General features: G+C 63.1%; 19 protein-coding genes. 12 read left to right on the top strand and 7 right to left on the bottom strand.

All coding sequences use genetic code 11. From position 1 onward, the window contains the following. Positions 1–87: 87 nt before the first annotated feature. From FA94_RS28780 to FA94_RS28770, 3 genes are all read left to right on the top strand, one after another. Positions 88–1,665 (top strand): MFS transporter, encoded by a 1,578-nt coding sequence (locus FA94_RS28780; protein WP_035557760.1) that lies wholly within the window; start codon positions 88–90, stop codon positions 1,663–1,665. 131 nt (positions 1,666–1,796) lie between these two features. Then, positions 1,797–2,276 carry a nuclear transport factor 2 family protein gene (locus FA94_RS28775; RefSeq protein ID WP_035557757.1) on the top strand — a complete coding sequence of 160 codons (480 nt, stop codon included), beginning with the start codon at positions 1,797–1,799 and terminating at the stop codon, positions 2,274–2,276. A gap of 88 nt (positions 2,277–2,364) precedes the next feature. Beyond that, positions 2,365–3,243 (top strand): 2OG-Fe(II) oxygenase, encoded by an 879-nt coding sequence (locus FA94_RS28770; protein WP_035557754.1) that lies wholly within the window; start codon positions 2,365–2,367, stop codon positions 3,241–3,243. Between the two features lie 34 nt (positions 3,244–3,277). Here FA94_RS28770 and FA94_RS28765 read toward each other — a convergent pair whose 3' ends face one another. The 4 genes from FA94_RS28765 to FA94_RS28750 all read right to left on the bottom strand — a co-directional run bounded on the left by FA94_RS28765 (position 3,278) and on the right by FA94_RS28750 (position 7,256). Further along, positions 3,278–3,949, bottom strand: coding sequence for a cation diffusion facilitator family transporter (locus FA94_RS28765; RefSeq protein WP_286166071.1), 672 nt, complete (start codon positions 3,947–3,949; stop codon positions 3,278–3,280). Between the two features lie 113 nt (positions 3,950–4,062). After that, positions 4,063–4,497: a GNAT family N-acetyltransferase gene (locus tag FA94_RS28760; RefSeq protein ID WP_035557751.1), complete on the bottom strand. Its 435-nt coding sequence runs from the start codon at positions 4,495–4,497 to the stop codon at positions 4,063–4,065. A gap of 124 nt (positions 4,498–4,621) precedes the next feature. Beyond that, on the bottom strand, positions 4,622–6,061 hold the full coding sequence (locus FA94_RS28755) for an MFS transporter (RefSeq protein WP_035557748.1): 1,440 nt from the start codon (positions 6,059–6,061) through the stop codon (positions 4,622–4,624). A 313-nt stretch (positions 6,062–6,374) separates the two neighbouring features. Next, entirely contained in the window at positions 6,375–7,256 is an 882-nt protein-coding gene (locus FA94_RS28750) for an isocitrate lyase/PEP mutase family protein (RefSeq protein WP_035557745.1), read from the bottom strand. 206 nt (positions 7,257–7,462) lie between these two features. On the opposite strand from FA94_RS28750, the gene prpR reads away from it, so the two are divergent. From prpR to FA94_RS28725, 5 genes are all read left to right on the top strand, one after another. Then, positions 7,463–9,487 (top strand): propionate catabolism operon regulatory protein PrpR, encoded by a 2,025-nt coding sequence (gene prpR, locus FA94_RS28745; protein ID WP_035563297.1) that lies wholly within the window; start codon positions 7,463–7,465, stop codon positions 9,485–9,487. Positions 9,488–9,623: 136 nt separating this feature from the next. Further along, positions 9,624–10,187: an alkyl hydroperoxide reductase subunit C gene (gene ahpC, locus FA94_RS28740; RefSeq protein WP_035557742.1), complete on the top strand. Its 564-nt coding sequence runs from the start codon at positions 9,624–9,626 to the stop codon at positions 10,185–10,187. Between the two features lie 161 nt (positions 10,188–10,348). Continuing rightward, positions 10,349–11,941, top strand: coding sequence for an alkyl hydroperoxide reductase subunit F (ahpF, locus tag FA94_RS28735; protein ID WP_035557740.1), 1,593 nt, complete (start codon positions 10,349–10,351; stop codon positions 11,939–11,941). Between the two features lie 285 nt (positions 11,942–12,226). Beyond that, positions 12,227–12,814 (top strand): YjaZ family protein, encoded by a 588-nt coding sequence (locus FA94_RS28730; RefSeq protein ID WP_035557737.1) that lies wholly within the window; start codon positions 12,227–12,229, stop codon positions 12,812–12,814. A gap of 452 nt (positions 12,815–13,266) precedes the next feature. Beyond that, positions 13,267–14,421 (top strand): alkane 1-monooxygenase, encoded by a 1,155-nt coding sequence (locus FA94_RS28725; RefSeq protein WP_035557735.1) that lies wholly within the window; start codon positions 13,267–13,269, stop codon positions 14,419–14,421. Between the two features lie 49 nt (positions 14,422–14,470). Here the strand turns inward: FA94_RS28725 and FA94_RS28720 are convergent, their stop codons facing one another. Beyond that, entirely contained in the window at positions 14,471–14,884 is a 414-nt protein-coding gene (locus FA94_RS28720; protein WP_035557732.1) for a DoxX family protein, read from the bottom strand. 93 nt (positions 14,885–14,977) lie between these two features. Beyond that, complete coding sequence (locus tag FA94_RS28715) at positions 14,978–15,703, bottom strand: pirin family protein (RefSeq protein ID WP_035557729.1); 726 nt, start codon at positions 15,701–15,703, stop codon at positions 14,978–14,980. Positions 15,704–15,832: 129 nt separating this feature from the next. Here FA94_RS28715 and FA94_RS28710 point away from each other — a divergent pair, with 129 nt between their 5' ends. Further along, complete coding sequence (locus FA94_RS28710) at positions 15,833–16,723, top strand: LysR family transcriptional regulator (RefSeq protein WP_035557726.1); 891 nt, start codon at positions 15,833–15,835, stop codon at positions 16,721–16,723. Between the two features lie 2 nt (positions 16,724–16,725). Here the strand turns inward: FA94_RS28710 and FA94_RS28705 are convergent, their stop codons facing one another. Continuing rightward, on the bottom strand, positions 16,726–17,742 hold the full coding sequence (locus tag FA94_RS28705) for a 1-aminocyclopropane-1-carboxylate deaminase (protein WP_035557724.1): 1,017 nt from the start codon (positions 17,740–17,742) through the stop codon (positions 16,726–16,728). A 162-nt stretch (positions 17,743–17,904) separates the two neighbouring features. Here FA94_RS28705 and FA94_RS28700 point away from each other — a divergent pair, with 162 nt between their 5' ends. The 3 genes from FA94_RS28700 (at position 17,905) to msrA (ending at position 19,847) form a co-directional block, all read left to right on the top strand. Continuing rightward, the gene (locus tag FA94_RS28700; protein WP_035557721.1) at positions 17,905–18,432 is read left to right on the top strand and encodes an Lrp/AsnC family transcriptional regulator; all 528 of its coding nucleotides are present in this window, start codon (positions 17,905–17,907) and stop codon (positions 18,430–18,432) included. A 133-nt stretch (positions 18,433–18,565) separates the two neighbouring features. Further along, on the top strand, positions 18,566–19,081 hold the full coding sequence (msrB, locus tag FA94_RS28695) for a peptide-methionine (R)-S-oxide reductase MsrB (protein WP_035557718.1): 516 nt from the start codon (positions 18,566–18,568) through the stop codon (positions 19,079–19,081). 19 nt (positions 19,082–19,100) lie between these two features. Continuing rightward, a complete protein-coding gene (gene msrA, locus FA94_RS28690) occupies positions 19,101–19,847 on the top strand; it encodes a peptide-methionine (S)-S-oxide reductase MsrA (RefSeq protein ID WP_051980841.1) in 747 nt (248 codons plus the stop codon). The last annotated feature ends 321 nt before the right edge of the window (positions 19,848–20,168 follow it).

The raw sequence follows: 20,168 nt of genomic DNA, 5'->3' as shown, positions 1-20,168 counted from the left end.
TATTTTGCGATTCTATGCCAATGACAGGAAATACCAGCGTCGCTACGATGAGGTGACTCCGCTCCTCGTTAGTTAGACACCGCGCCCATGCCACCTGACTCTGCTCACGCCACAACGCCCACGCCCAAGCCGGCCCCCAACCCCGCGTTCATCCTCGCCACCGCCTCCGCGACCTGCGCGCTGATCGTGCTCGACACCAACGTCGTCGCCGTCTCGCTGCCATCAATCGCGCGTTCGTTCCACGCGAGTTTCGCCGACGTCGAATGGGTCGTCAGCGCCTACATGGTCGCGTTCGCCTCGTGTCTGCTGCCCGCGGGCGGTCTGGCCGACCGCGTCGGTCGCAAGAAGATGCTGTTGCTCGGCCTCGCGGTGTTCTTTCTGGCGTCGCTCGGTTGCGGGGCGGCGCCGTCCGCGCTGTTCCTGAACGTCGCGCGCGCGGTTAAAGGCGTGGGCGCCGCGATGCTGCTGACCGCGGCGCTCGCGGTGATCGCGAACACCTTCCACGAAGGCCCGGCGCGGGTGCGCGCATGGGCGGTGTGGGGCACTTGCATGGGACTGGCGACCACCATCGCGCCGCTGGTCGGCGGCGTCATCACGCAGTGGCTCGGCTGGCGCTGGATCTTTCTGCTGAATCTGCCGGTGTGCGCGGTGCTGGCGTGGTGCGCGTCGCGCACGATCGTCGAATCGCGCAATCCGCAGCGCGGTCCACTCGACGTCGCCGGCGGCGTCCTGTTCGGGCTGGCGTTGTCGCTCGGCATCTGGGCCTTGATCGAAGTGCCCGCCGACGGCCTCGCGAGCTGGCCCACGGCCGCCAGGCTCGCGGGCGGCGCGCTGCTGCTCGGCTGGTTCGTCCAGTTGCAACGCGCGCGGACGCACGCCATGGTCGATCTCGCGCTGTTCCGCCAGCCGCGTTTCGTCGCCGCCGTGCTCGCGATGTTCGGTTACGCCGCCTGCGCGCAGGTCATGATGACGTTCCTGCCGCTGTATCTGCAGAACGCGTTCGGGTTGTCGGCGGTGGCGGCGGGCGTCGGCATGCTGCCGTTCGCGCTGGCGATGGTGGTCGGGCCGTACATCGGCGCGGCGCTCGGCAGGCGCTTTTCGGCGATGGCGCTGCTGTCGGCCGGTTTGCTGCTGATCGCGCTGGGCAATCTGCTGACGGCGCTGGTGGCCGGCGACGAGCGCTATGCGCTGGTCGCGCTCGGCATGATCGTGACGGGATTGGGCGCCGGCATTCTGAACGGCGATACCCAGAAAGCGATCATGGCGTGCGTGCCGCCGGACCGCACCGGCATGGCGTCCGGCATCAGCACGACCACGCGTTTCACCGCGATCGTGACCTCGGTCGGCGTGCTCGGCGCGGTGCTCGCGGCCCGCACCCACACGGCTTTCATCGCCAATACGCCGCTCACGCCCGAAGTCAAAGCCGCGCTCGACGCCGGTTTCCTGTCCCACGTGCTGTCAGGCGACACGGCGCAAGCGACCGCGCCTATGTCGTCGGCGCTGCGGCAGACGCTGATGTCGGCCGCGCATGCGAGCTTTGCCAGCGGCTTTGCCGCCGCGCTGGGCTTGGCCGGGCTCGCCGCTGCGGCGATCGCTGCCGGCGTCTGGCTGCTGGGCGGCCGCGCCGAAGCGGCGCGGGTACGTGGGGTGATGTCGAACGGCTAGAGCGCGGCCAGGCTATCCAGCCCGCGCGGTTTTCCGATATTGTGTGCTGCGTGCTCGCGCCCGAATGACCGCGCGGCACTTCCGGACCCAGGTTTCTTCGCTAATCCCGGCAACGCACAATACGAAAAAAAATGAGCCAAACCCACAACGCATTGATCGAGCGGTTTTACACGGCGTTCCAGCAGCGCGACGCTGAAGCCATGGCCGCCTGCTATGCCGACGACGTGGTCTTCAGCGATCCCGTGTTCGGCGAATTGCGCGGCGACGAAGCGCGTGACATGTGGCGCATGCTGGTGGCGCGTGCGCAGAACTTCTCGCTGAGCTTCGACAACGTCGACTCGGACGAGCGTAACGGCCGCGCCCACTGGGTCGCCCGCTACCTGTTCAGCCAAACGGGCCGCGAGGTGGTCAACCGGATCGACGCGCGTTTCGTGTTTCGCGACGGCCTTATCGTCGAGCATCGCGACAGTTTCGATGTGTGGCTCTGGTCGCGTCAGGCGTTGGGCGTCAAGGGGATGCTGCTCGGCTGGTCGCCGCTGGTGAAGCGCGCCATCCGCGCACAAGCGAAAAAAGGCCTGGCGCTTTATCGCGGCCGACAGTTGCAGGGCTGACCGCCCGCCGTCGCCCATCCCTCCCGCCGCTTGCCATGTGCCGGCGAGTTGATAGTATTTCGTCACGCCGACGAAACGAGGGGATGTCATGCCAGTAGTGGATTCCGCCTGGGAAGAGTGGCTCAGCAGCAATGTGGCGCGCGGCTGCAGCGTGGATTCGATGATCGACTCGATGGTGCAGGCCGGTTTCGCCGCCGACGCCGCGCGCTCGGCCGTCCACAAAGCGTTCGGCCAGGAAGCGCAGGACGCCGGAGCGGCGTCGCTCGCCGCGACCGAAGCCGTGCTCGCCAAAACCGCGCCGCGCACGTATCACTACGACGAGTCGCCGGTCGCCGCCGGCAACGTGATCCGCGCCCATGACCGCGACGTGCGCGTGCTGATGCGCTGCGAACGGCCGCAAGTGATCGTGTTCGCCGACGTGCTGTCGCCCGAAGAATGCGAGGAGATGATCGAGCGTTCGCGGCATCGGCTGAAACGTTCCACGATCGTCAATCCGGACACCGGTAAGGAGGACGTGATCCGCAACCGCACAAGCGAGGGCATCTGGTATCAGCGCGGCGAGGACGCGTTCATCGAGAAGATGGACCGCCGCATCTCCAGCCTGATGAACTGGCCGGTCGAAAACGGCGAAGGGCTGCAGATTCTGCATTACGGCGTGACCGGCGAATACCGTCCGCATTTCGACTACTTCCCACCCGATCAACCCGGCAGCGCCGTGCATACCGCGCAGGGCGGCCAGCGCGTCTCGACCTTGGTGATCTATCTGAACGATGTGCCCGACGGCGGCGAAACGATCTTCCCGGAAGCGGGTTTATCGGTCGCGGCGAACCAGGGCGGCGCGGTGTATTTCCGCTATATGAACGGCCAGCGTCAGCTCGATCCGCTGACCTTGCACGGCGGCTCGCCCGTGCTTGGCGGCGACAAATGGATCATGACGAAGTGGATGCGCGAACGCGCCTACGGCTGACGCCGCGCTATTCGACGCGGCGTTATTTGACTCGCTATTCGACCGTCTGGCCCACCGTGATGGTGGCGGCGTCGGTCGAGCCGGCGAGCAGTTGCTTCAACGCGGTGCGTCCGCTCGTGTAACCCATCCGCAGAATCATCAGGCCGATCGCGGCGCCGGCCACGTGGTCGAGCACCGGTACGCCGGCCAGACTGCCGGCCAGTCCCAACGTCGCGACCAGCGCCGACACCGCATCCACGCGAGCGTGATAGGCGCTCGCCAGTAGCATTGCCGAACCGGTGCGGCGGGCTTCGGCGCGCATGTAGCGAAACAGCGTTTCTTTGGCGATCGTGACGAAGCCGCTGATGGCGAGCGCGCCGATATGCATGGCGGTGCTGTCGGTCAGCGTCGAGGTCTGCGCGATGCTGTTCCACAACATTTCGATCGCCGTGACGCACAGCACGGCGGCGATGAAGAGCGACGCCAGCGCCTGCTCGATGCCGTTGCCGGCGGCGCGCGGGGCGGTGCCGCGCTGTCGCGTGGTGAGGTAGAGCACGACCAGCACGACGCTGTCGGCGGCCAGATCGCTCAGCGTGTGGATGCCGTCGGCAAACAGTCCGTCCGAATGCGCCATCACGCCGATGGCAATTTGCATCGCGCAGAGGAAAGCGTTGAGCAGCGCGCTCGCGGAGGCGGCCTTAAACAAGGTGCCCGCCGAAAAGGGCATGGTTGCGGCAGTCGCGCTCGAAAAGCTGGGACATTGGGTGGGGACCGTTTTTCTGTTGTCGCAGCAAAGTACCGGGCGAACGTGGCACGGCGATGACAGCGGTCCGATGGTGCTCAGTCTGTCTCGTAGATAGCCGGGTTATGCAATTCCATATAACGCTCCGGATTCGCCAGCCCGGTGAAACCATGCGGCGCGTACACGTGATGTGCGTCGCTCGTGACCAGCACGATGCGTCGCAAACCGGTGAGCGAGGGACTCGCGAAAACGTGCTTCAGCAACGCGGACGCGACGCCCTTGCCGCGATAGTCCGGCAACACGAAAACGTCGCACAGGTACGCGAAAGTGGCTTCGTCCGTGACGAGACGCACGAACGCGATCTGCTTGCCGTCGAGATAGCCGCCGAAACATAGCGACCCCGCCACGGCGCGCTCGAAGGTGTCGCGCGGCATGCCCTTGGCCCACGGGGTGTGTTGCGTCAGGAAGGTGTAAATCATCTCGATGTCGAGATCGGCCTTGTTGCTCGAGATGGTCAAATCGCTGGCTTGCACCGCGTGTCTCCTCCGGTTTGTCGATGCCTCAAAAGAATACGGCGGTGCTGCATTTCGCGCACCGCCGTATCAGGTCACTGTCTCAGGTCGCGGTCTCACGCCGTGACGTGTCACGCGTTCGCCGTCAACTTTTCGCGGGATCTTCCGTGCCGCGCGAGCCGCCGCCAATGCTTTGTCCCGCATTATGCGGCAGACCCCAGTAGCCGATCACGGACACCAGCGTCAGCACACCGGCGAACAGAAACGCCAGGCGGAAATCGTCGAGCGTAAACACGCGGCCCGTCGTCTCGCCGTTGAAGAACGCCGCCGCGCGCAGCGACACCGCGCCGAACGCGATACCCAGACCGATCGTCATCTGCGCCGCGGCGCTCCACAGCGTGCTGGCCGCGCTCATCTGCGGTTGCGCGACGTCGGCGTAGGCGAGGGTGGCGAGCGTGGAGAATTGCATGGAGCGCGCCACGCCGTAGACGAACACGACGATCAGCACCAGCGCGAGCGGCACGTTCGGCGTCAGCAGCCCGCAGGCGACGATGAACAGGCCCGCCACCGTCACATCGACGATCGACACCATGCGGAAGCCGTAGCGCTGCAGAATGCGCGTGGTCAGCGCCTTCATGCCGAGATTGCCGAGCGCGCTCGCGAGCAGCAACAGCCCCGACTTGAACGCGGACAACCCGAAGCCGACCTGGAACAGCAGCGGCATCAGATACGGCACCGCGCCGATACCGATCCGCGTGAACGAGCCGGTCACCACCGTCACGGAAAAAGTCGGAATCTTCAGCGTGGACACGTCGATCAGCGGATGCGGATGACGCTTCGCATGCTGGAACGCCACGATGCCCATCAACAAGCCGAACAGCACCACCGCGCCGGCGACCCATGGGTTCTCGCCGGGCTGGCTCGCCAGTTCCGCGCCGTACAGAATCGCGGTGAGCGTCGTGCCGCTGAGCAGCAGGCCGACCACGTCGAGCGGCTTGCGCTCCGTGCCGCGCAGGTTCGGTACCAACGCGAGCGCCACCGCCATGACCGCGATGCCGAACGGCACGTTGAGCAGAAAGATCCAGCGCCACGACGCGTAGGTCGTGATGAAACCGCCGACCGGCGGTCCGATCACCGGCGCGGCGATGGCCGGCCACGTGATGGTGGAAATCGCCTGCATCATGCGGCTTTTTTCGGTGCTGCGGACCACGATCAGACGGCCCACCGGCACCATCATCGCGCCGCCGATGCCTTGCAGCAGACGCGCCGCGGTGAATTCCGTGACGTTCTGCGACAGCCCGCACAACACCGAAGCCACCGTGAACACGCCGATCGCGCTGAAGAATACCGTGCGCGAACCGCAGCGATCGGCGACCCAGCCGCTCACCGGGATAAAGATCGCCAGCGCCAGCATGTAGGCCGTCATGCCGAGACTGAGGCTGTTGGGACCGACGCCGAACGAGCGCGCCATCTGCGGCAGAGCGGTGGCGATCACCGTGGTGTCGAGATACTCCATGAAGAAGGTCGCCGCGACGATATACGGCAGCCAGCCGATGTGCGAATTGCGTGCGCCGCCTGCGGTCATTGCGCGATCCTCATCGACTGCGTGCGGGATACGAAGGCGCGTACGACGCGCGGACGGCTGGCGCGATGCTCAATTGGCTTCATGTTCTTGCAACTACCTTTCGAAAGCGGGTTTCCGGTGTGCGTATGTAGACGAGCAAGGAGATCGCGGCCCACACGGTGACGTACCAGTAGAAATAGGGCTCATGGCCGCTAGCCTTGAATCGTAACGCAACCGACCCGCTTGTATCGCCGGGGATTGCCGTCATAACGGCGGATGGCGGGCCGACCGCAAGCACGCGACGGCCCTCCGTGTCCCCGGTTATCTCTCCGCTTCAGTCCTTCGCGGCGTATTCGCGATCCAGCTTGTCGTACAGCGGCTTGTTGACGAGCCGCTGACGTTCGCTGAACGGCGCGACCAGCGTGGCGTCCTCGTCGAGACGGCCGTTGCTCTTCAACGTGCCGAGCGCGCGCTGCATGCCGAGCACCGCGCCCTGCAGCGCCGCGTTTGCATACAGCACGATGCCGTAACCGAGTTTCGCCAGCGCTTCACGCGACTGCACCGGCGTCTTGCCGCCGATCACGATGTTGATCAGTTGCGGCGTGTCGAACAGCGCCGGCAGTCGTTCGATGTCGGCCAGCGATTCGGTCGCCTCGATAAACAGAATATCGGCGCCGGCTTCGATAAAGCGATGACCGCGCTCGATCGCGTCTTCGATACCATGGACCGCGGCCGCGTCGGTGCGCGCCATGATCTGCAGATTGCCGTCTTCGCGGGCGTCGACGGCCGCGCGGATCTTGCCGACCATCTCGCTCGCGCTGACCACTTCCTTGCCGGCAAAGTGGCCGCACTTCTTCGGCATGATCTGGTCTTCGAACTGGATCACGTCGGCGCCGCTGCGCTCGAGCACGCGCACGGTCTGGCGCACGTTCAGCGCGTTGCCGAAACCGGTGTCGGCGTCGACGATCAGCGGCAGCGCGACCGCGTCGCGAATCCGCGCGGTGTGCTCGGCGACTTCCGCGAGACCGATGAAACCGAGGTCGGGCAGGCCCAGCGACATGTTGGTGACGCCCGCGCCGGTAATGTAGATCGCTTCGAAACCGGCGTCCTCGATGACGCGCGCGCTCATCGCATTGAAAGCGCCGGGCACGAGCAGGCCCTGGCGTTCGTAGACTTTGGCGCGGAACGCGGCGCGGCGGGTGGCGGAAGTGGTCATGACGGTGTGTCTCCAGTTAGGAATAGGTGTAAAGGAAGCTGGACGTAGCTTTGCAGGAAGCATGCCATTGGCCTCGGCTTTGGCTTTGTGCCCAACAATCAGCGACTTAGCTGCGATACAAGGCGCGCGGCGGTTCGTGGCACAATGAGCAGGCTGTTCCATGAAACGTTTCATGGAACGTTTCATATTCGAGGCGGAGTGCCGTGGTGTCCACTTTCACATCGTCCCTGGCGGCGCCTCAGGCGGGCCGTCCGGGCGTTGCACTGGTGAGTATCAGCCGGTTGCAATCGCTTTGCGAGACCGTCGCGCCACGCTACGCCGGGCGTGCGCGATTCTTTTCGGTGCGCGAGGGCTACGGCGCGGCCGTCACGGCCTTGCAGGCCTATGTGGACGCGGGCGCCGTCGACGTCGTGCTTGCTGCCGGGTCGAACGGCGCGTATCTGCGCGACAACCTGAACGTGCCGGTCGTGATGGTCAAGGTGAACGGTTTCGACGTGCTAAGCGCGATTACCCGCGCCACCACCACGTGGCCCGGCGCGCAGATCGGCCTGGTGCTGCACGAGACGATCTCGCATGAACTGGCGGACCTGAGTGCGTGGCTGAAAGTCGGCCTGAAGCAGCGCGCCTACCGGTCGATCGACGAAGTGCGGCTCGCCGTCGCCAATCTGGCCGCCGAAGGCTGCAGCGTGATCATCGGTCCCGGCATGGCCTGCGACGTCGCGCAGCAGGCGGGGCTGGCCAGCGTGTTTCTGTACTCGCTCGGCGCGGTCGAGGAAGCGTTCGAGCGCTCGGTGGAACTGGCGCGCGTGAGCCGGCAAAAAGAAGCGAAGCGCGAGCGGCTGAATACGATCGTCGGCCATCTGCGCGACGGTGTGGCTGCCTTCGACGAAGCCGGCCAGCTCGAAGCGGTCAACCCGGCCATGCTCGATCTGCTGGGCTTCGATGCCCCGAAAGACATGCTGCTGGCCGGCCGCGAACGGGACGTGGCTGCCCAGGTGTCGCAGGCCGTCGGGCCGTTGCTGCGCGAAATGCTCGAACAGGGCCAGCCGATCGAGGAGCGTGTCGAGCAGATCGGCGGCCGGGCGCTGATCGTCAACTGCGTGCCGGTCGTGGAGCAGGGCGTGCGTTCCGGGTCGGTCGTGACGTTGCAGGATGCGTTGGTCGCGCAGCGCATCGACCGTTCGCTGCGCACCAGCCAGCGGCCGAAGCATCTGGTCGCGCGGCATCATCTGGGCGATCTGGTCGGCGATTCGGCGGCGCTCGAGCGGGTGCGGCGGCTGGCCCGCGCGGGCGCGGCGCACGACGCCACCGTGCTGCTCACGGGCGAAAGCGGCACCGGCAAGGAGCTGGTCGCGCAGGGCATTCACAACGCGAGCCGGCGGCGCGGCAATCCGTTCGTCGCGTTCAATTGCGCGGCGTTGCCCGAGGGGCTGATCGAAAGCGAACTGTTTGGGCACGAGGAGGGCGCGTTCACCGGCGCGCGGCGCGGCGGCAAGCCCGGCCTGTTCGAAATCGCGCATACCGGCACCATTTTTCTCGACGAAATCGGTGAAATGCCGGCGGCGCTGCAAAGCCGGCTGCTGCGCGTGCTGCAGGAGCGCGAGGTGATGAAACTCGGCGCCGGGCGCGCCACGCCGGTCGATGTGCGGGTGATTGCCGCGACCCATCGCGATCTGCATGCGCTGGTCGAGCAGGGCGTGTTTCGCGCGGATCTGTACTTTCGGCTGAATCTGCTTCAGATAGAATTGCCGCCGCTGCGCGCTCGGCGCGGCGATGTCGCCCAACTGGCGCGGCACTTGTTAAGCCGCGGCGCGCTCCAATATGGTTTGTCGGACGTCGCGCTGGACCGGGTGCTGGCCTTTCTCGCCCCGTTGTTCGACGGCTACGCGTGGCCCGGCAATGTGCGGGAGCTGGAAAATCTGCTGGCGCGCGCCGCGATTTATCTCGACGACGCCGCTACGGCGGCCACGACGGGCAGCATGGCCGCCTTGGCCACATCGCAAGGCGGCGAGGATTGGCAGGCGGTGTTCCCCGAATTCGGGCGAATGACGCGGGCAGCGGCGGCGGATCTTGTGCAGCGCGATCCTCAACCCAGTGCCGACAAAGCCCGCGCCACGCCAACCCGCGAAGACGTCATGCGCGCCCTCGACGAGTCCGGCGGCAACCGCGCCGCGGCAAGCCGGGCGCTGGGAATCGGCCGAACCACCCTCTGGCGCTTGATGAAAGGCTGATCCGACGCAATAGCCTGCGGCGGCGCAACAAATAGTGTAAAACTATCACAATTATTGAAACACTTCACTTTACCTATTAAGCGTCGTCTGACATACTGACTCCACTTTCCAACCACTCCGAAAGAGGACTCAGTAAATGCCGATCATCAATAGTCAAGTTAAACCGTTCAAGGCACAGGCTTTTCACAATGGCGATTTCAAGACCGTCACGGAAGAAAGTCTGAAGGGCAAGTGGTCGGTGTTCGTTTTCTATCCGGCTGACTTCACGTTTGTTTGCCCGACCGAACTGGGTGACCTGGCCGATCGTTACGACGAATTCAAGAAGCTGGGCGTTGAAATCTACAGCGTGTCGACCGACACGCATTTCACGCACAAGGCATGGCACGACACGTCGGACACGATCCAGAAGATCAAGTACCCGATGATCGCTGACCCGACGCTGGCGATCTCGCGCAACTTCGACGTGCTGATCGAAGAAGAAGGCCTGGCACTGCGCGGCACGTTCGTGATCAACCCGGAAGGCGAGATCAAGCTGTGCGAAGTGCACGACAACGGCATCGGCCGTGACGCAGGCGAACTGCTGCGCAAGGTGCAAGCTGCGCAATACGTCGCGGCTCACCCGGGTGAAGTGTGCCCCGCCAAGTGGACGCCGGGCGCAGAAACGCTGACGCCGTCGCTGGACCTGATCGGCAAGATCTAAGGTCTCCAGACCGCTGGTAGCAACCGCAACAGGCGCCTCACGGCGTGTCAGCGTGCGGACCGTTCAATAGAACGGTTCGCGCGTCCCCGGGCCGCACGTTTCCTCTCCGGATGCGTGCGGCGCCGGGAACCCAATACCCATCGCCACGGAATCGAATCGCCATGCTTGATGCCAATCTCAAGACTCAGTTGAAAACGTACCTCGAAAAGGTTAGTAACCCTATCGAGATCGTCGCGTCGCTCGACGACAGCGCAAAATCGCAAGAGCTGCTGGCATTGCTGAACGATATCGCGACGCTGTCGGAACGCGTCACCGTGATCGAACGTCGCGGCGACAGCGAGCGTAAGCCGTCGTTCTCGATCGGCAACCCCGGCAAGGAAACGGGCATCCGTTTCGCCGGTATTCCGATGGGGCATGAATTCACGTCGCTCGTGCTGGCCTTGCTGCAGGTCGGCGGCCATCCGGTCAAACTCGAGGATTCGGTGATCGAACAGATCCGCAATCTCGACGGCGACTATCAATTCGAAACGTATTTTTCGCTGTCATGCCAGAACTGCCCGGAAGTCGTCCAGGCGCTGAACGTGATGGCGTTGATCAACCCGCGCATTCGCCACGTGGCGATTGACGGCGCGTTGTTCCAGAACGAAGTCGAAGCGCGCCAGATCATGGCGGTACCAACCATGTTCATGAACGGCGAAGTGTTCGGCCAGGGCCGTAGCGGCGTGAAGGAAATTCTCGCCAAGCTCGACACCAACGCCGGTGCGCGGGCCGCCAAGGAACTGGAAAAGAAGCCGGTGTTCGATACGCTGATCGTCGGCGGCGGGCCGGCGGGCGCGGCAGCGGCGATTTACTCGGCGCGCAAGGGTATCGTGACCGGCGTCGTGGCGGAACGCTTCGGCGGCCAGGTGCTCGATACGCTGTCCATCGAAAACTTTGTCTCCGTCACGGAAACCGAAGGGCCGAAGTTCGCCACGGCGCTCGAACAGCACGTCAAGACGTATGAAGTCGACATCATGGACGTGCAGCGCGCCGACGCGCTGATTCCGGGCCGCATCAACGAAGTGCGCCTGGCCAACGGCGCCGTGCTGAAGGCGAAGACCATCATTCTGGCCACCGGTGCGCGCTGGCGCGAAATCAACGTGCCGGGCGAGCGCGAGTATCGCAATCACGGCGTGGCGTACTGCCCGCATTGCGATGGCCCGCTGTTCAAGGGCAAGCGCGTCGCGGTGATCGGCGGCGGTAATTCGGGTGTCGAAGCGGCTATCGACCTTGCGGGGATCGTGCGTGAAGTGACGCTGTTCGAATTCGGCGCCACGCTGCGTGCGGACGAAGTGCTGCAACGCAAGCTGCGCAGCCTGGCCAACGTGACCATCGTCACGCAGGCACAGACTACTGAGATTACCGGCGACGGCAAGAAGGTCAACGGTCTGGTCTATAAAGACCTGCGTTCGGACGAAGTGAAGACGATCGAACTGGAAGGCGTATTCGTGCAGATCGGTCTCGTGCCGAACACCGAGTGGCTCAAGGGCACGGTGGAGTTGTCGAAGCACGGTGAGATCGTTGTCGACGCTCGCGGCGCGACGTCGGTGCCGGGCGTGTTCGCGGCCGGCGACGTCACCACGGTGCCGTTCAAGCAGATCGTGATTGCAGTGGGCGAGGGCGCGAAGGCATCGCTGAGCGCTTTTGATCACCTGATCCGCAACAGCGAAGAGCTTGAGACGGTGAGCGAGGCTGAGGCCGAAGCGACGGTCTGAGGGTGGAGTGTGGTTGGGTAAGTAGTGCGCGGCGGCCTTCGGGTCGCCGTTTTTGTTTGGGGATTGGGTTCGGCTGGCCAAGGACTGATTCGGCGATGGAGTCGCAACTGCCTGACAGCGTCTGTGGAAAATCTGATTGAATGGCGCGAGCGGCGTGCTCATATCAGACGGCTTCAGCGGACGTTAAGAATAACGCCATTCCTATGCCATTCGGCAGCGTTAATTCGGAAAACGAACGACTTTGGCGGACGTAAAATGTGATCGATACAACGACGTCGATTGCCTATGCCGAAGTTTGAAGTACACGTTTTCGAATCTGCCGAATATGCAGCGCATCGCTTTTCACCCATCGTTAATAACGAGACAATTTGGGACCTAAGTCACCTCGATTCCTTTGCATTCAAGTGCGATCCTGGTTTGAGTTGCGCGGTGACCGTGCTCGTGATGTTTTCGTGCCATTGCTTTTCCCGCAGCATTGCTCGGGATGGAAGAGCGCGCGCGGAGATTCCTCACTCGGAACTCTATGACGACGGCCGTGAGCAGCGGGTGCTCGATGCTGAGCGCTATGCGTTATCCAGGGCGCTGCTGCGTGACCTGGCCATGACGCTTGCCGAGCGTCCGATAGTCGTGGCAAATGAGCGGCAGCCTAATTTCATGACACTGCAAAAGACCCGTGCAGACGGTACGTCGTCGCCTTATGCGGTGTTTTTTGAAGTGGAGAAAGACCGGGCGAGAAAACAGCGTCTGATTTTGCGGATTCAGTCCGCATATCTTCTCGAGAACGAACTGTCGAAGCGCCAGCGGCAGGCGAAGAAGGTCAGCTTCAAGACGTTGCTGCGGGCGACCTACGAGGGACGGAAGATTCGGTCCTAGCGACAAAAGCGTTGCCACAAAAACCAACGGCCGCCTTTCGGCAGCCGTCGCATGCGGGATTCTCTATCTGCCTTTCGGCAGAATTTCCACTCCAGGTGGAACCCGGTCGCCCGGGTGGCGCTACGTTTTTCGCACCCGCTCGTACGTAGTTTTGAGGCCTGATTATATGAATTCCGGCAATTGCGGTCAAGCGGGAGGACGGGACAACGCGCCGCATACGCAGCCCATTCCCGCTCCACCCAAACACCCGTTTCATTCACCCGCTCGACCCCGCGCCAACAAGCCTCATCTGCCGCTGCCCTGTTTGGAGACTCCCACCTGGCTCAATTCCTTGGCGATCCCGCGCTCCAGGCCATATAAATCTGGAAGTCGGAAAAAGTCCTACCGACCTATGCGCGGGCCTTCATCGAGCCATGCGCGGATAAGGGCGACATAAAACAAGGAGGGAGACAATGGCAACATCGCAAGTGGCCCCCGCGCGGTGGGTCGACAGCAAACGCTACCTGTGGCTGCTCGGCGCGCTCACGATCACCTTGCCGCTGCATGCCGCGAATCTGGCGTTGCATACCGGTTGGCATATTTTCTGGTGGTTCGGGCCGATATTCGTGTTCGGCATCATCCCGCTGCTCGATTATGTGATCGGCGACGACCCCAGCAACCCGCCCGAAGACGTCGTCCCGACGCTTGAGCGTGAGCGCTATTACCGGCGCGTCGTTTATCTCGCCACGTTCATCGAATACGTGTCGTTCTTCGGCGCGGTGTGGATTGTCGGCACGCATGCCCTGGCGTGGTACGACTATCTTGGCTTCGCGCTGTCGCTGGGCGCGGCGACCGGTGTGTCGATCAACACGGCGCACGAACTCGGCCACAAAACCGATCGTTTCGAGCGCTGGCTCGCCAAGATCACGCTGGCGCCGGTCTGCTATGGGCATTTCTTCGTCGAACATAATCGCGGTCATCACGTGCGGGTGGCGACGCCGCCCGATCCGGCCAGCGCCCGCTACGGCGAATCGTTCTGGGCCTTCCTGCCGCGCACCGTGTTCGGCAGCATCGCGTCCGCGTGGCGGCTCGAAAAGCACCGCCTCGAACGTCTCGGCAAATCGCCATGGACGTGGCGCAATGAAGTCCTGCATGCGTGGGCGATGACGGTGGTGCTGTGGGGCGGCCTGATCGCGCTGTTCGGCAAAACGATCATTCCGTTCCTGCTGATCCAGGCGGTGTACGGTGCGTCGTTGCTCGAAGTGGTCAACTATCTGGAGCACTACGGGCTGGGCCGCAAGCAGCTCGCGAGCGGCCGTTACGAGCGCTGCCAGCCGCAGCACTCGTGGAACAGCAACCGTATCGTGACGAATCTGTTTCTGTACCAGTTGCAGCGTCACGCCGATCATCACGCGAATCCGACGCGCTCGTATCAGGCGCTGCGTCATTTCGACGGCGCGCCGCAATTGCCGTCCGGCTACGCCACGATGATCATGTTCGCGTACGTGCCGCCGTTGTGGTTCCATGTGATGAACCCACGCGTCGTCGCGCACTATCACGGCGACATGGCGCAGTCGAATATTCGTCCTGCTATCCGCGAACGGGTGCTGGCGCAATTCGCGGGTTAATCGGCGCAGACGTGCGAGATGTTGTATCTAGCACGTCAACACCCCACGCTTACCGCCGATCGATCGAATACTTACCCGCGCCGGTCACAGCCAACAACAGCAAGCCACCAATGATGCTGATGTTCTTATAGAAGTGAATCATATTGTCGTACTGCATGGCGCCGGTCATGTTCCAGTAGTGGTGACCGATAATCGCGGTGCCGAGCGTATAAACCGCGAGCAGCAGCGCAAGCGGCCGGGTAAAGAAGCCGACCAGCAGCGCGACACCCACGACGAACTCCATCACCACGGCGATCACCGCCGACAACTCGGGCACCGGCGCGCCGCTCGACGTCATATAAGCGACCGTGCCGGAAAAACCCGTCAACTTCGACCAGCCGAACATCACGAACAGCACCATCAACAGCACACGGGCGACGAGAATAATCCCGTCTTTCTGGTTTTCAAATAGCGTGTAGCGCATGATTTTTTCTCGATCTAAATTTTAAAAGCAGGGAAGTGAGGCAGCTCGCCGCAAACTCTCCGGCGAGCTGCCTTTAACAAAAAGTGATCCGGCTCAAGCCCACAACGCCGACGTTTCGATGTTCCGCAAATCGAACACCAGCACTTCGGCATCGTGACCTTGCGTGAAGGTCAGCGACTTTTCATCGCGCACTCGCGCACCATCGCCTTCGCCGAACTCGACGCCGTTCACCATCACGCTGCCGCGCGCCACCTGAACATACGCATAACGCTCGCTGCCCAATTCGAGCTTTGCCGTTTCGTCGCCGTCGAACAAACCGGCGTAGACCCGCGCATCCTGCTGCAACTCCAGCGAACCATCCGCGCCGTCCGGCGACATCACGAGCCGCAACACCCCGCGCTTATCTTCCGCGCTGAAGTGGCGTTGTTGGTAACGCGGCGCCGCACCGTTCTTCGAGGGCGCGATCCAGATCTGCATGAAGTGCACCGGATCGGTCTTCGAATGGTTGTATTCGCTGTGCGCGACGCCGGTTCCCGCGCTCATCAACTGGATGTCGCCAGGCACGATCACCGAGCCGGTGCCCATCGTGTCCTTGTGTTCCAGCGCGCCTTCCAGCACGTACGAAAAGATCTCCATGTCGCGGTGCGGGTGCTTGCCGAAACCTTGAGCCGGCGCAACGCGGTCGTCGTTGATCACGAGCAGGTCGGAAAAGCCGTTCTGCTTCGGATCGTGGTAGCTCGCAAAGGAAAACGTATGACGCGAACTAAGCCAGCCGTGCTCCGCGCGGCCGCGTTGATTGGCGTGTCTGATATCGAGCATTTTTTTCTCCTTGGGTTGTGCGATCCGGCCAGATGTTGTCCGCGATCCATGAACAGGAGTGTAGGTCAATCTGGATCGTTATAATCATGGTGAAATAGGAAACACTGTCACCATGGAGTGGACAATAAAATGCAACTCGACGACATGCGGATTTTCGTCGCGACAGTGGACGCGCATAACTTCACGGCGGCGGCTCAGCGGCTGTCGCTGTCCAAGCAGTTCGTCAGCCGACGTGTGATGGCGCTGGAGGAAACGCTCGGCGTGCAGTTGCTGATCCGCAATACCCGCAAGCTGGCCGTGACTGAGCTCGGTCAGGAGTTTTACGAGCGCGCCACGCGCATTCTGGGTGAAGTCGACGATGCCGAGCAGGCCATGTCGCGGCAGCGCGCCGGCCCGCGCGGGCTTTTGCGGGTGAGTGCGCCAATGTCGTTCGGCATGATGCATCTGTCGCCGGTGCTGGCGCTGTTTCTGCGTGAGCACGGCGAAGTGCGCTTCGACATGGAACTGAGCGACCGTACCGTCGACGTGGTCGGCGAAGGTTTCGACATGGCGATCCGCATCGGCACGCTGGCCGACTCCACGCTGATCGCGCAGAAACTCGCCGACGTCAGGATGGTGGCGTGCTGCAGTCCGGGCTATGTGCGGCGCCGTGGCGCGCCCGCCGTGCCCGCCGATCTGGCACGGCATTCATGCCTGCTGTACGGCCATGGCGGTACGGTGAGTTGGGAGTTTGCAATAGAGGGCGCGCTGAAAAGCCTCGAAGTGCACGGGCCGCTGCGCGCCAATAACGGCGACCTGATTCGCGATGCGGCGGTGGCCGGGCTCGGCATTGTGCGGCTACCGGACTTTATCGTTGCCGACGCGCTCAAAAGCGGTTTGCTGGTCACCGTGCTCGACGAATTCCTGCCCGCCGCAGCCAGCGTTTATGCCGTGTACCCGCAGCATCGGCAAAGCTCCCTCACGATCCGCACGTTTGTCGAGTTCCTGAGGGAGCATTTGCGCCAGCGCCTCGCGGCGTGAGCTCAGCCGTTGCGGAAGATAAAGCTGTAGCCGTTCAGCGCCGACACACCGCCCAGGTGCGCATACAGCACGCGCGAACCGGCCGGAAACTCGCCGTTGCGGACCATCTCGATCATGCCGTGCATCGATTTGCCCTCATACACCGGATCCGTCAGCACGCCTTCCAGACGCGCGCATAGGCGGATCGCCTCGAGCGTCCCGTCGTTCGGCAGGCCGTATTCCGGGCCGCCGAAACGCTCGTCGAGCACCACGTCGGCCGCGGTGATGTCGCGTTCCAGGCCAACCTGTTCCGCGGTCTGCTTCGCGATCCGGGTGATCTGCTCGCGCGTCTGCACGGGTTTCGCGGAGGCGTCGATGCCGATCACGCGTTCGGCGCGGCCGTCGGCGGCAAAGCCCACGATCATGCCGGCCTGCGTGCTGCCCGTCACCGAGCACACCACGACGTAGTCGAACTTGAAACCCAGTTCGGCCTCCTGCTGCCGGACTTCTTCGGCGAAACCGACAAAACCGAGCCCGCCCAGCGGATGGTCCGAGCAGCCGGCCGGAATCGCATACGGCTTGCCGCCGGCGGCGCGCACGCTCTCGAGCGCGTCTTCCCAGCTCTTGCGAAAGCCGATGTCGAAGCCGTCCGCAACCAGACGCACGTCCGCGCCGAGAATGCGCGACATCTGGATGTTGCCGACGCGGTCGTACACGGCGTCCGAGTAGTTGACCCAGTTCTCCTGCACCAGCACGCACTTCATGCCGAGGTGCGCCGCGACCGCGGCCACCTGGCGGGTCTGGTTCGACTGAATTCCGCCGATCGACACCAGCGTGTCGCATCCCTGCGCGAGCGCTTCGGGAATCAGATATTCGAGCTTGCGCGTCTTGTTGCCGCCGAACGCGAAACCGCTGTTGCAGTCTTCGCGTTTCGCATACAGATGCACTTTGCCGCCGAGGTGGTCGCTCAGCCGTTTGAGCGGTTGAATCGGCGTCGGCCCGAAAGTGAGCGGGTAACGAGGGAATCGTTGCAGGTTCATGGCAGCTCCGTTGTCCGTGGTGTCGAGGCGGCCGGGAACCCGGCGCGTCGAAACACATGGTAGGGAAAACCGTCTGAAATGAGCTTGCGAAATAAATGGCTTAAGCTTACTTTTAAAAATGCATATCGAAAATCGAATTAATAAAAGTCTGCCAACCAACCTATGAGCACAACAAAAGTTCGTCGCACAAACACAGCGGTCGACCCCGCCGCCGTCCAGACCGATCCCCTGCAGGCGCTCGACCGTATCGATCGCGCGATCCTGCGGCAGTTGCAGACCGACGCGTCGATTTCGAACGTCGCGCTCGCGGCCAAAGTGAAGCTGAGCGCGCCGGCCTGCCTGCGGCGAGTCGAGCGGCTCCGGGAGTCGGGGCTGATTCGTGGCGTGGTCGCGCTGATTGACCCGAAGGCGGCGGGCGCGGGGATGCTGGTGATCATCGGCGTGGTGCTGGACCGGTCCACGCCGGAATCCTTCGCCGAGTTCGAGAAAGCGGCGCAGAAGGTGGCCGGTTGCATGGAATGCCACGTCGTGACCGGCGAATTCGACTATTTCATGACGATCCGCACGCGCGACAGCGACAGCTTCAACCGACTGCACGCGGAACAGTTGCTGTATCTGCCGGGCGTCCGGCAAATCCGCTCGTTCATGGTGCTGAAGGAAATTCTCTCGACCACGAAATTTCCGCTGTAAGCGCCGCCTGACAAAAAAGACGAGCATGCTGTCATAAAACCCGATCTCGCACGACCAAGCATCGAGACCACTCGCAGACGGCGCGACCGGCGCCTGACCGGGTGAACGGCACGGACTTTCCGGGGCGAACATCATGACTTGCAACAGACGAACATTCTTCAGGTTTATCGGCGCGGCGTCGCTGGCCGGCGGCACGGCTTCGATGTGGAACGTGACGCGCGCGGCGGACAGCGGCGCGGCGGCGGCCTACGAGGTGTCGCACAGCGACGCCGAATGGCACAAGATGCTGAACGACGCGCAATACCGGATCCTGCGCGATGCGGGCACCGAGCGGCCGTTCAGCAGCCCGCTGAACGATGAGCACCACGCCGGCACGTTCGGCTGCGCGGGCTGCAAACTGTCGCTGTTTTCATCGAAGACCAAGTTCGACAGCGGCACCGGCTGGCCGAGCTTCTACCAGCCGCTCGACCACGCGGTCATCACGCATACGGACAAGTCATTCGGCATGACGCGCGACGAGGTACTGTGCCGTCGCTGCGGCAGCCACCTCGGCCACGTGTTCGACGACGGCCCCAAACCGACCGGTCTGCGTTATTGCATGAACGGTCTTGCGTTGACCTTTACGCCCGCATCGAACGGTGTGAGCTGAGCGGATCAGGACGGACATCATGAACTTCGAGACACGCATCACGAAAGGCCGGCCCGCGCGCTCGCGGCTGACTGCCATTTCGCTCTCGGTCGGCTTTGGCGCGCTGGCTTTGTTGCTGGCGCAACGAATGGCGTTTTCGTCGGAGACGGCGGTCGTGATTGCGCCGCCCGCGCTCGACGAACCGATCTCGGCCGCCACCGCGCACGAGGAAACCGCGGTGTTCGCGGGCGGCTGCTTCTGGGGCGTGCAGGGCGTGTTCCAGCACGTGCGCGGCGTCACCCGGGCGGTGTCGGGTTACTCCGGCGGTCAGCGCGACACCGCGCAGTACGAGACGGTTAGCGGCGGCGAGACGGGTCACGCGGAATCGGTGCAGGTCACCTTCGACCCGAGCAAGGTGACTTACGGCCAGTTGCTGCAGGTGTATTTCTCGGTGATTCAGGACCCGACCGAGTTGAACCGGCAGGGACCCGACAGCGGCACGCAATACCGTTCGGCCGTGTTCCCGCTGAACGACACGCAACGGCGCGTCGCGCAGAGCTATATCGCGCAACTCGACAAGGCCCATGTGTACCCGGCGCCGATCGTCACCCGGACGGAGCAGTTCAAGGGCTTTTATCCGGCCGAGTTCTATCACCAGAACTATCTGACCTTGCACCCGAACTCCGCGTATATCGCGATCAACGATATGCCGAAGGTCGCTAATCTGAAGCGGCTGTTCCCGAATCTCTATCGCGACAAAGCCGTGCTCGTGGAAGCGGCGCAATAGCCTGGAGCGCCCTCACGCAACTCATACAGCTTCAAGCACCTTTCCTGTCCGTCCGGCGCCGCAACGGTGGCGCCGGACGTCTTTTTTGCCATCCCTCTTCATCGCTTCCTGCCTGCTCTTATCCCACTGGAGGCGGCTCTCCACACGCCAGGCCCGCAATTTGCACTAGCGTGTCCATCGGCAAATCTTTCGCACGTCTTTGCTCGTACAAAAGCCCGTTTTACAGGGTTTAATAGAATCGAGCAGCGCGTTTTGCCGGATAGTGCGTGTCGTTAGCTGAAAAAATTACATGCCGCTCGTAGCAACGCGGCGGTCGCCTGA

It is taken from the genome of Burkholderia sp. 9120 (assembly GCF_000745015.1).
Taxonomy (GTDB): Bacteria; Pseudomonadota; Gammaproteobacteria; order Burkholderiales; family Burkholderiaceae; genus Paraburkholderia.
This window is presented reverse-complemented; position numbering and strand designations above follow the sequence as displayed.

Excerpts from the sequence above, each read along its gene's own strand:
- FA94_RS28780 (WP_035557760.1), top strand. The coding sequence starts at position 88 with ATGCCACCTGACTCTGCTCACGCCACAACGCCCACGCCCAAGCCGGCC.
- FA94_RS28775 (WP_035557757.1), top strand. The coding sequence starts at position 1,797 with ATGAGCCAAACCCACAACGCATTGATCGAGCGGTTTTACACGGCGTTC.
- FA94_RS28770 (WP_035557754.1), top strand. The coding sequence starts at position 2,365 with ATGCCAGTAGTGGATTCCGCCTGGGAAGAGTGGCTCAGCAGCAATGTG.
- FA94_RS28765 (WP_286166071.1), bottom strand. The coding sequence starts at position 3,949 with ATGCCCTTTTCGGCGGGCACCTTGTTTAAGGCCGCCTCCGCGAGCGCG.
- FA94_RS28755 (WP_035557748.1), bottom strand. The coding sequence starts at position 6,061 with ATGACCGCAGGCGGCGCACGCAATTCGCACATCGGCTGGCTGCCGTAT.
- FA94_RS28750 (WP_035557745.1), bottom strand. The coding sequence starts at position 7,256 with ATGACCACTTCCGCCACCCGCCGCGCCGCGTTCCGCGCCAAAGTCTAC.
- ahpC (WP_035557742.1), top strand. The coding sequence starts at position 9,624 with ATGCCGATCATCAATAGTCAAGTTAAACCGTTCAAGGCACAGGCTTTT.
- ahpF (WP_035557740.1), top strand. The coding sequence starts at position 10,349 with ATGCTTGATGCCAATCTCAAGACTCAGTTGAAAACGTACCTCGAAAAG.
- FA94_RS28730 (WP_035557737.1), top strand. The coding sequence starts at position 12,227 with ATGCCGAAGTTTGAAGTACACGTTTTCGAATCTGCCGAATATGCAGCG.
- FA94_RS28725 (WP_035557735.1), top strand. The coding sequence starts at position 13,267 with ATGGCAACATCGCAAGTGGCCCCCGCGCGGTGGGTCGACAGCAAACGC.
- FA94_RS28720 (WP_035557732.1), bottom strand. The coding sequence starts at position 14,884 with ATGCGCTACACGCTATTTGAAAACCAGAAAGACGGGATTATTCTCGTC.
- FA94_RS28715 (WP_035557729.1), bottom strand. The coding sequence starts at position 15,703 with ATGCTCGATATCAGACACGCCAATCAACGCGGCCGCGCGGAGCACGGC.
- FA94_RS28710 (WP_035557726.1), top strand. The coding sequence starts at position 15,833 with ATGCAACTCGACGACATGCGGATTTTCGTCGCGACAGTGGACGCGCAT.
- FA94_RS28705 (WP_035557724.1), bottom strand. The coding sequence starts at position 17,742 with ATGAACCTGCAACGATTCCCTCGTTACCCGCTCACTTTCGGGCCGACG.
- FA94_RS28700 (WP_035557721.1), top strand. The coding sequence starts at position 17,905 with ATGAGCACAACAAAAGTTCGTCGCACAAACACAGCGGTCGACCCCGCC.
- msrB (WP_035557718.1), top strand. The coding sequence starts at position 18,566 with ATGACTTGCAACAGACGAACATTCTTCAGGTTTATCGGCGCGGCGTCG.
- msrA (WP_051980841.1), top strand. The coding sequence starts at position 19,101 with ATGAACTTCGAGACACGCATCACGAAAGGCCGGCCCGCGCGCTCGCGG.